Raw genomic sequence first — 9367 nt, 5'->3', positions numbered from 1 at the left:
CGAGCAGGCCGCCGTCACCACCGAGGACGCCACCCAGGAGGCCGTCATCACCCAGCACACCGCCGAGCAGACCGCCGTCACCGCCGAGGACGCCACCCAGGAGGCCGTCGTCACCCAGCACACCGCCGAGCAGACCGCCGTCGCCGCCGAGGACGCCACCCAGGAGGCCGTCGTCACCCAACACGCCGCCAAGCAGACCGCCGTCGCCGCCGAGGACCCCACCCAGAAGGCCGTCGTCGCCGAGCACGCCACCGAGCAGACCGCCGTCGCCGCCGAGCAAGCCGCCCAGCAGGCCGTCGTCACCCAACACGCCGCCGAGCAGGCCGCCTTCGCCGCCGAGGACGCCACCCAGGAGGCCGTCGTCACCCAGCACGCCACCAAGCAGACCGCCTTCGCCGCCGAGCAAGCCGCCCAGCAGGCCGTCGTCGCCCAGCACGCCACCGAGCAGGCCACCTTCGCCGCCGAGGACACCACCCAGGAGGCCGCCCTCGCCGAGCACGCCACCGAGCAGACCGCCTTCGCCGCCGAGCAAGCCGCCCAGCAGGCCGTCATCACCCAGCACGCCGCCGAGCAGACCACCGTCGCCGCCGAGGACACCGCCCAGCAGGCCGCCGTCGCCACCCAGCACGCCGCCCAGCAGGCCATCGCCACCGATCAGGTTGGCCACGCCGTCGGTCACGAAGTCGACCTGCGTGTCCACCGCGTTCAGCAGGCCGTTCGTCGCGCCGGCGCCGAGCAGCTGGTCGACCACCGGGCTGACCAGGCCGCCCACGCCGTCCGTCACGTCGTCGACGAGGCTGTCGGCCGGGTCGAGCACGTTCGGGTCGTTCGGCGTGAAGCTGGAACCGAGCACCGGGGCCAGCAGGCCGTCGACCGTGTCGGTCAGGCTGTCGGTCAGTTGCGAGACCGGGGCCAGCACGTCGCCCAGGCCGAGGTCGCCGAGCACGCCGTTGTTCAGGCCGTTCACCAGCCCGGCCACCACGCTGTCGGCCGGGTCGAGCAGGGCCGCGCCGGTGCCGGGGGTGCCGCCACCGCCGATGCCGCCGAGCACGCCGCCCAGCAGACCGCCGACGAGGCCTTCTTCACCGAGCAGGCCGCCCACGGGGCCGTCCTCGCCCAGCAGGCCACCGACCACGCCGTCCGGTCCGAGCAGGCCGCCGACGCCGTCGCCGCCGAGCAGGCCACCCAGCGGGCCGTTGTCGCCCAGCAGGCCGCCGAGCAGGCCGTCGTCGCCGAGCAGGCCGCCGATGGGGCCGGTGCCGCCGAGCAGACCGCCGACCAGGCCGTTGTCGCCGAGCACGCCGCCCAGCACGCCGTCGCCGCCGAGCAGGCCGCCGATGGGGCCGGCATCGCCGAGCAGGCCACCGACCAGGCCGTCGTCACCCAGCAGGCCGCCCAACGGGCCGTCGCTGCCGAGCACACCGCCCAGCAAGCCGTCGTCGCTCAGCAGGCCGCCGACCAGGCCGTCGTTGCCGAGCAGGCCGCCGATGGGGCCGCCTTCGCCGATGACACCGCCGAGCACGCCGCCCAGCAGGCCGTCGTCGCCACCGAGCAGGCCGCCCAGCGGGCTGTCGGCGAGCAGGCCGGAGATCGCGCCGTCCTGGCCGAGCAGGCTGTCGATGAGGCCGCCCTGGCCGAGCAGTTCGCCGGTGAGGCCTTCCGAGCCAGCCAGGCCGGCCAGTGCGCCGTCGCCGCCGAGCAGGCCGCCCACGAGGCCGTTGTCGCCCAGCAGGCCGCCGATCGCGCCGTCGTCGCCGAGCAGACCGCCCAGCAGGCCGTCCGCGCCGAGCAGGCCGCCGGTCAGGTTGCCGACGGCGCCGTCGCCCAGCAGGCCGCCGACCAGGCCGTCTTCGCCGAGCACGGTGTCGAGCAGGCCGCCGACGGCGGTGTCTTCACCCAGCAGGCCGCCGACCAGGCCGTCCGGTGCCAGCAGGCCACCGACCAGGCCGTCTTCGGCCAGCACGCCGGCCACGAGGCTGCCTTCGCCGAGCACGTTCTCGAGCAGGCCGCCGAGCGCGCCGTCGTCGCCCAGCAGCTGGTCGGTGACACCGCCCAGGCCGAGGGCGTCGGTGAGGCCGCTGACGATGCCGTTGTCGCCGACGAGGTTCTCGAGCCCGTTGTTGAGCGCGTCGGTCACGTAGTCGACCTGGCCGAGCAGGCCGTCCAGGATGGCACCGGCGGCGCCGGCACCGAGCAGCGGATCGAGCACCGGGCTGAGCGCTTCGCCGAGCGGGTCGGTGATGCTGCCGACGGTGTCGTCGATCGGGTCGAGCTGGTTCGGGTTGTTGGCCTGGAACTCTTCGCCGAGCAGCGGAGCGAGCACGTCGTCGACGACGTCGGTCAGGTCATCCACCACCCCCGCCACCGGGGTCAGCGAGCCACCAAGGCCGAGCGCGTCATCCAGGCCGTCGACCACGCCACCCACGATGCCGTCGGCTGGGTCGAGGAGGTGGTCGGCGTCTGCGTCGGAGTCGGAATCGCTGTCCGAGTCCGAGTCCGAGTCCGAGTCGGAGTCGGAGTCAGAGTCGGAGTCACTGTCCGAGTCCGAATCAGAGTCGCTGTCCGAGTCAGAGTCTGAATCCGAGTCACTGTCCGAGTCGGAATCAGAGTCGCTATCCGAGTCGGAGTCGCTGTCCGAATCCGAGTCAGAGTCCGAATCAGAGTCGCTGTCCGAATCCGAGTCGCTATCGCTATCGCTGTCGGAGTCGCTGTCCGAGTCGGAGTCAGAGTCAGAGTCCGAATCGCTGTCCGAGTCCGAATCGGAATCCGAGTCGCTATCCGAATCCGAATCCGAATCCGAATCCGAATCCGAATCCGAGTCAGAGTCGCTGTCCGAATCCGAGTCGCTGTCAGAGTCCGAGTCGGAATCCGAGTCCGAGTCAGCGTCCGCATCGGACTCACCGCCCGGGCCGCCCACGAACAGCGGGAAGCCGGTGGTGCCACCGTCGCCGCCACCGCCGCTCAGTGCAGCACCCAGCGCCGCGGCGCCCAGGGCGCCCAGCGCGAATTCACCCAGGCCGATGCCGCTGCCGGCCGCGGTCTTCTTGGTCACTGCCAGAGCGGCCGCATCGGCGTCGCTGTCCGGCGGGGTCACCTGCAGGTCGCCCGAGGCGACGTCCACATTCACTTGTTCGAGGCCACCGGGCAGCTTGGTCGAGCCGATGGTCGCATCGGTGCCGCCGGTGAAGACGCCGGCCAGCGGCGCCTTGTTGGAGGCCGATCCGGGGAACAGCACGTTGGCCTGGCCGCCGTCCGGCACGATCACGCGGTCGCCGGCCATCAGGGTCTGATTGCCGTCCACCGGAATGCGGACACCCTCGCGCATCACTGCAACGCCGGGCGTAGCATTGGACAATGTGCCCACGCTGGGCGACGCCACGGCCGCAGGCGCGGCGGAGGCGCCGGCGCTGATGCCCGGCGTGCCGAGCGGCGTGACGGTGGCTTGGGCGAGAACCACGGGCGCGCCAGTGGCGGCGAGCCCTTCGGTCGAAACGGTCGATGCTTGTGGAGCGGTCATGGCAGCCTCTGTGACAAAAGATGCATCTACAGGGGCAACTTGCGTGCCGCTTTTCCGCCGCCGTGCCAACGCCGCGCCATCGGCGCCTCAAGTGATTGATTTGTATGGATATTTTTCTGAAAACCGCGCAACGCACCGGCCTCCGAAACAGCCCGTAAGGAGGTCAATTCGCGATTCGTTACGTAACGATGTAACGCCTCGTACCCGGAACGCCGGGCGTGTCACGCGCACTTTCCACAGCCCTGGCGCCCACGCCGCGCCACCCGCTTTTTCTCTTTCCTTCTTCTCTCTTCTATATATGTTCAATCCCTCCCAGGAAGACGTGCGCCGCTTCTTCTGCGACGTGTACGCCAAGCACCGGCAGGGCCTGCCGATGGAGCCGCTGGAGACCATCGCGGCCGGCTGGATCGACGAGCACCCCGAGTACCACGAGGACCTGATCGACGCCGACGCGGCCGTGGCGCGGGTCTACGACGGATCGAACGGCCGCGAGAACCCGTTCCTGCATCTGTCGATGCACCTGTCGATCAGCGAGCAGTGCTCCATCGACCAGCCGCGCGGCATCCGCCAGGCCGTCGAGCTGCTGGCCGCGCGCCGCGGCTCGCTGCTGCATGCGCATCACGAGGCGATGGATTGCCTGGGCCAGATGATGTGGGAGAGCCAGCGCGCGGGGCGTCCCCCAGATGGCGATGGCTACGTAGCGTGCGTGCAGCGCCGGGCAACCAAGGACTGAGCGATCAGCCGGCGGCGCGCGGCGTTCCCTTTCGCGACGGCAACGCGCCCTGCGCTTTCGCCGCTTCGCGCAGCAGCCCCGCCATCGCGGCGCGCAGCGGCGACGGCTCGGCTTCGCTGCGCTGCAGGAGGCCGACCGGCTCCTCGGTGCCGGTGGTGTCGATCGGCAGGCGCACCAGGCGGCCGTCGGCCAGCTCGCTGCGGGCGGCGCCCAGCGGCGTGATCCACACCGCGTCCGACACCGCCACCAGTGCGCGCGCCACCGCCACGTCGAGCGTCTGCAGGGCATTGCGCGGCAGCGCGAGGCCGCGCGCCGACAAAAAACTCTCGGTGTTGTGGCGCGGGATCGTGCCCTCGCCGTACACGACCAGCGGATAGTCGAGCACCGCCTGCACCGGCGCCGGCTTGAGCGCGAGCGGATGGCCGGCGCGCACGGCGAACACCAGCGGCTCGGTGTGCAGCAGCTCGAAGCTCAGGCCGCCCATGAGGCGCGGATCGCTCATGCGGCCCACCACGAGGTCGAGCTCGCCGGCGCGCAGCTCGTCGAACAGCACGGCGTTGGCCGCGCTCTTCACCAGGATCTGCACCGCCGGCCAGCCCTCGCGCAGCCGCGCCAACGCCACCGGCAGCAGCGCGGGCGCCACACTGGGCAAGGCGCCGATGCGCAGGCGCTCGATGCGCCCGCCCGCGGCCGGCGCCACGGCCTGGGCGCTGGCGTCCATCGCTTCGAGCACGCGCAAGGCGTGGGCCAGCAGCTGTTCGCCGGCCGGCGTGAGGCCCTGCACGCCGCGGCGGCCGGCCTGGCTGCGTTCCACCAGGCGGGTGCCGACCACGGCCTCGAGCTCCGACAGCGTCTTGGACACCGCCGGCTGGCTCAGCGCCAGCCGCTCGGCCGCGCGCGCGAGGTGGCGCTCCTGGGCGACCGCGACGAAGGCGCGCAGGTGCCGCAGCTGCACGTTGCGCACGAAATCCTGGCGAAGCTCGGCGGGAGACTTTTTCAATGCCTTCTGGTTATTGAAACTGGAACAATCTTCAATTTACATCATTGATTGCGACTTCTACAGTGCGGGCTTCGGATTCGTCCCACGACAGGAGACAACGTACATGACCAAGACCGGCGGCGTTCAGCCCACCCTCACCCCGCGCGACTGGGACGCCCATCCCAGCTACATCTATCCCGGCTACAAGTCGACCGGCAAGCGCGGCCCGCAGAAGCCCCTGATCCCGCTGAAGGCCTCGCTCGGCGAGCTGCAGCAGCCGGTGTACGGCCACGACAGCATCGGCGAGTTCGACCACGACCTCACGCGCAACGCGCGCGTCAACGGCGAGCCGCTGGGCGAACGCATGATCCTCACGGGCCAGGTGCTCGACGAGCGCCGCCGTCCGGTGGCCAACACGCTGGTCGAGCTGTGGCAGGCCAACGCCTCGGGCCGCTACGTGCACAAGGTCGACCAGCACGACGCCCCGCTGGACCCCAACTTCCTGGGCGCGGGCCGCTGCCTGACCGACAGCGAGGGCCGCTACCGCTTCCTCACCATCAAGCCCGGCGCGTACCCCTGGGGCAACCACCCCAACGCCTGGCGCCCGCAGCACATCCACCTGTCGCTGTTCGGCCAGAGCTTTGCCAGCCGCCTCGTGACGCAGATGTACTTCCCCGGCGACCCGCTGCTGCAGTACGACCCGATGGTCACCGGCACGCCCGAGCGCTACCGCAACCGCCTCATTGCCGACTTCAGCCTCGACATCACCGAGGAAGGCTACGCCCTGGGCTACCAGTTCGACATGGTGCTGCGCGGCGCCGATGAAACGCCGTTCGAGAACCGCTGAAAGGAATTCCCCATGCCATTGATGACCGCACAGGAAGCCGACTTCGGCCAGACCCCCTCGCAGACCGTGGGCCCCTACTTCGCCTACGGCCTCACCGCCACGCAGTACGGCTACAACTTCAACCAGCCCTTCGACGCCGTGCTGGCGCTGGACACCGCCAGCGGCCAGCGCATCCGCCTCGAAGGCCGCGTGATCGACGGCGACGGCAACCCGATCAACGACGCGCTGGTCGAGATCAGCCAGCCCGACGGCGAAGGCCGCTACCCGCAGACGCCCGACGAGGCGCGCGCCCTGGGCTTTCGCGCCTTCGGCCGTGTCGGCACGGGCACCGACGCGCAGAACCGCTTCGTGTTCCACACCGTCAAGCCCGGCGCCGAAACGCCCGGCGAAGCCCCGCATATCAACGTGATCGTGCTCATGCGCGGCCTGCTGCTGCATGCCTTCACGCGCGTGTACTTCAGCGACGAGGCCGAGGCCAACGCGAAGGACGCCGTGCTGCAGAGCGTGCCGGCCGATCGCCGCCACACGCTGATCGCCGAGCGCGTGGAACAAGGCGGCGCGGTGACGTACCGCTTCGACATCCGCATGCAGGGCGCGGACGAGACGGCCTTCTTCGACGTCTGACCCCCGGGAAAATCCGGACGAAAAAAAGCCCGCATCAGCGGGCTTTTTCTTTGGATACCAGTCTGGCCTGGCTTACTGAGGCGCGTGATGCAGGCGCGATTCAGGCACGACCTTCAGTTCGCCAGGCAGCGAGCTGATGTAGGTGGCCAGCGTCTTCAGCTCGGCGTTGGTGAACTTCTTGGGTTCGACCTGTGCGGCCATCACGGCGTTCGAGCGGCCCAGGTGGGGGTTGTTCTTCACGCGGTACGACTTCAGCGCCACGAACAGGTAGTCGGCGTGCTGGCCGGCCAGCTTGGGCACGGTGCCGTCGTTCGGCGTGTTGAAGTTGGCACCGTGGCACTTGGTGCAGCTGTTGTCCTTGTCGCGCGCGATTAGCGCCTGGACGTTCTCGGACGCGGCCTTGGCCGGTGCGGCCGGAGGTGCGTCACCTTCCTTCACGCCCAGCTGGCTGTAGTAGGCCGAGAGGTCGGCGATGTCCTGTTCGGTGAGGCTGTCGGCGATGGCGCGCATCGTCGGGTGCTTGCGGTCACCGCCCTTGTATGCGGTGAGCGCGGCCGAGATGTAGGTGGCGCTCTGGCCCGCGATCATCGGGACCTTGTGGATCTCGGGGAAGCTCGCCTGGTAGCCGATGATGCCGTGGCAACCCACGCACATCTGGACCTTCTTGGCTCCGTCCTGGGCCTTGCCAGTGACTTGTTGGGCTTGGGCCGAGACCGTCACGCAAGCGACAGCAAGGGCAAACATCGTGGTCAACAACTTGTTCATTTTGCGCGCACAATCTCGTGGAGATACAGTTTTTCGAATCAACATTCGATTATATGCAAGGGTCCCACGGGAACCTCGCGCGGGCTGCACAAGAGACTGCGCAATGCAGATCGAGTGTGTTCTTTTCTCCACCCTGCCTCCGCTCCACTCATGAAATTCAAGGGCTCAGACAACTACGTCGCCACTCAGGACCTGATGCTGGCGGTCAATGCGGCCATCACACTCCAGCGCCCCCTGCTCGTCAAGGGCGAGCCCGGCACCGGCAAGACCATGCTGGCCGAGGAAGTGGCGCAAGCGCTCGACATGCCGCTGCTGCAGTGGCACATCAAGTCGACCACCAAGGCGCAACAGGGCCTGTATGAATACGACGCCGTGAGCCGCCTGCGCGACTCGCAACTGGCCGACGTGGACGGCGGCCAGCGTGTCAAGGACATCCAGAACTACATCATCAAGGGCGTGCTGTGGCAGGCCTTCACGGCCGACAAGCCGGTGGCGCTGCTGATCGACGAGATCGACAAGGCCGACATCGAATTCCCGAACGACCTGCTGCGCGAAATCGACCGCATGGAGTTCTACTGCTACGAGACGCGCGAACTCATCCGCGCCAAGCACCGTCCGCTGGTGTTCATCACCTCGAACAACGAGAAGGAACTGCCCGACGCCTTCCTGCGCCGCTGCTTCTTCCACTACATCAAGTTCCCCGATGCCGAGACGATGAAGCACATCGTCGCCGTGCACTTCCCGAACCTGAAGCAGGAGCTGCTCACGTCCGCGATGAAGACCTTCTACGACGTGCGCAACCTGCCCGGCCTGAAGAAGAAGCCCTCGACCTCCGAGCTGCTCGACTGGCTCAAGCTGCTGGTGGCCGAGGACATTCCGCTCGAAGCCCTGCAGAGCAAGGACGACAAGGTCGCCGTGCCGCCGCTGGTGGGCGCGCTGCTCAAGAACGAGCAGGACGTGACCCTGTTCGAGAAGCTCGTCTTCATGCAACGCAACAACCGCTAGGCCATGAGCCGGCAACCGCATTCCACCAGGCAGCTGATGAAGCTGGGCATCGCCCAGGCGGTGCTGTTCGTGGTGGGCGCGCTGATCGGGCGCGGGATCGGGCTCTTGCTCGGGCTCGACGCCTTCGGCACCGACAGCAAGTACGGCACGCGCGAGATCGTCGGCATTGCGCTGATCGGCCTGGGCGGCGGCGCCGGTGCACAGGCCGCGCGTGCGTGGTACGTGCACAAGTACGGCGACCCGCGCGCCTGAGCCCCAGATCCATCGAGACCTGCACGGAGACACGGAGAGTTTGCACATGGCGTTCGTCGAACCCGTCACGCTGAAGGCCCGCGGCCTCGCGCTGGTGCCGCTGGCACTCACCCACGAAGACGGCCTGCGCGCCGCGGCCGCCGATGGCGCGCTGTGGAAGCTGCGCGTCACCTCCGTGCCCGAGCCGCAGGACACGCGCGCCTACATCGAGACCGCCCTGAAGACGGCCGACCGCTTCGCCTTCGCCGTCACCGACGAAGCCAGCGGCACCGTGCTGGGCAGCACGAGCTTCCACGACATCCTGCCGGGCGTGAAGCGCGTGGAGATCGGCTACACCTGGTACGCCGAGCGCTGCCAGCGCACCCACGTCAACACCACCTGCAAGCTGCTGATGCTCACGCACGCGTTCGACACGCTGGGCTGCAACGTGGTGGGCTGGCGCACCGACAACTTCAACTTCGCCTCGCAGCGCGCCATCGAGCGCCTGGGTGCGAAGAAAGACGGCGTGATCCGTGGCCACGTGATGCGCCGCGACGGCACCATCCGCGACACCGTCATGTACAGCCTGCGCGCGGGCGAATGGCCCGAGGTGAAGGCCCAGCTGCAGTACCTGCTCGACAAGCCGCGCGACTGACGACGACACAC

At 68.9% G+C, this 9367-nt stretch carries 9 protein-coding genes; 6 read left to right on the top strand and 3 right to left on the bottom strand.

Translation table 11 applies throughout. From position 1 onward, the window contains the following. A partial coding sequence (locus AC1RLW_RS27100) for a hypothetical protein (RefSeq protein WP_493195786.1) occupies nucleotides 1–3325 on the bottom strand: 3325 nt, incomplete at its 3' end. A 490-nt stretch (nucleotides 3326–3815) separates the two neighbouring features. On the opposite strand from AC1RLW_RS27100, the gene AC1RLW_RS27095 reads away from it, so the two are divergent. Further along, nucleotides 3816–4250 carry a DUF1841 family protein gene (locus AC1RLW_RS27095; RefSeq protein ID WP_062482964.1) on the top strand — a complete coding sequence of 145 codons (435 nt, stop codon included), beginning with the start codon at nucleotides 3816–3818 and terminating at the stop codon, nucleotides 4248–4250. Between the two features lie 4 nt (nucleotides 4251–4254). Here the strand turns inward: AC1RLW_RS27095 and AC1RLW_RS27090 are convergent, their stop codons facing one another. Further along, nucleotides 4255–5250 carry a LysR substrate-binding domain-containing protein gene (locus AC1RLW_RS27090; RefSeq protein ID WP_493195752.1) on the bottom strand — a complete coding sequence of 332 codons (996 nt, stop codon included), beginning with the start codon at nucleotides 5248–5250 and terminating at the stop codon, nucleotides 4255–4257. A gap of 103 nt (nucleotides 5251–5353) precedes the next feature. Between AC1RLW_RS27090 and pcaH the strand changes: the two genes are divergently transcribed. Together pcaH and pcaG are read left to right on the top strand one after the other, a co-directional pair. Continuing rightward, nucleotides 5354–6076, top strand: coding sequence for a protocatechuate 3,4-dioxygenase subunit beta (pcaH, locus tag AC1RLW_RS27085; protein ID WP_307584532.1), 723 nt, complete (start codon nucleotides 5354–5356; stop codon nucleotides 6074–6076). A 12-nt stretch (nucleotides 6077–6088) separates the two neighbouring features. Further along, on the top strand, nucleotides 6089–6700 hold the full coding sequence (gene pcaG / locus AC1RLW_RS27080) for a protocatechuate 3,4-dioxygenase subunit alpha (protein WP_159279303.1): 612 nt from the start codon (nucleotides 6089–6091) through the stop codon (nucleotides 6698–6700). A 72-nt stretch (nucleotides 6701–6772) separates the two neighbouring features. On the opposite strand, the gene AC1RLW_RS27075 is transcribed toward pcaG, so the two are convergent. Continuing rightward, on the bottom strand, nucleotides 6773–7465 hold the full coding sequence (locus AC1RLW_RS27075) for a c-type cytochrome (RefSeq protein WP_095948066.1): 693 nt from the start codon (nucleotides 7463–7465) through the stop codon (nucleotides 6773–6775). A gap of 150 nt (nucleotides 7466–7615) precedes the next feature. On the opposite strand from AC1RLW_RS27075, the gene AC1RLW_RS27070 reads away from it, so the two are divergent. From AC1RLW_RS27070 to AC1RLW_RS27060, 3 genes are read left to right on the top strand one after another with little or no spacing between them, the layout of a single operon-like run. Next, on the top strand, nucleotides 7616–8470 hold the full coding sequence (locus AC1RLW_RS27070; RefSeq protein WP_447747080.1) for an AAA family ATPase: 855 nt from the start codon (nucleotides 7616–7618) through the stop codon (nucleotides 8468–8470). Between the two features lie 3 nt (nucleotides 8471–8473). Beyond that, on the top strand, nucleotides 8474–8722 hold the full coding sequence (locus AC1RLW_RS27065) for a hypothetical protein (RefSeq protein ID WP_095746765.1): 249 nt from the start codon (nucleotides 8474–8476) through the stop codon (nucleotides 8720–8722). A 46-nt stretch (nucleotides 8723–8768) separates the two neighbouring features. Then, nucleotides 8769–9356: a GNAT family N-acetyltransferase gene (locus AC1RLW_RS27060; RefSeq protein ID WP_159272916.1), complete on the top strand. Its 588-nt coding sequence runs from the start codon at nucleotides 8769–8771 to the stop codon at nucleotides 9354–9356. The last annotated feature ends 11 nt before the right edge of the window (nucleotides 9357–9367 follow it).

The sequence above is a fragment of the Variovorax sp. GW822-FHT04A09 genome (assembly GCF_058801005.1).
This window is presented reverse-complemented; position numbering and strand designations above follow the sequence as displayed.

What these genes read in the sequence shown, in the direction of transcription:
- AC1RLW_RS27095 (WP_062482964.1), top strand. Translation starts at nt 3,816, where the DNA reads ATGTTCAATCCCTCCCAGGAAGACGTGCGCCGCTTCTTCTGCGACGTG.
- pcaH (WP_307584532.1), top strand. Translation starts at nt 5,354, where the DNA reads ATGACCAAGACCGGCGGCGTTCAGCCCACCCTCACCCCGCGCGACTGG.
- pcaG (WP_159279303.1), top strand. Translation starts at nt 6,089, where the DNA reads ATGCCATTGATGACCGCACAGGAAGCCGACTTCGGCCAGACCCCCTCG.
- AC1RLW_RS27075 (WP_095948066.1), bottom strand. Translation starts at nt 7,465, where the DNA reads ATGAACAAGTTGTTGACCACGATGTTTGCCCTTGCTGTCGCTTGCGTG.
- AC1RLW_RS27070 (WP_447747080.1), top strand. Translation starts at nt 7,616, where the DNA reads ATGAAATTCAAGGGCTCAGACAACTACGTCGCCACTCAGGACCTGATG.
- AC1RLW_RS27065 (WP_095746765.1), top strand. Translation starts at nt 8,474, where the DNA reads ATGAGCCGGCAACCGCATTCCACCAGGCAGCTGATGAAGCTGGGCATC.
- AC1RLW_RS27060 (WP_159272916.1), top strand. Translation starts at nt 8,769, where the DNA reads ATGGCGTTCGTCGAACCCGTCACGCTGAAGGCCCGCGGCCTCGCGCTG.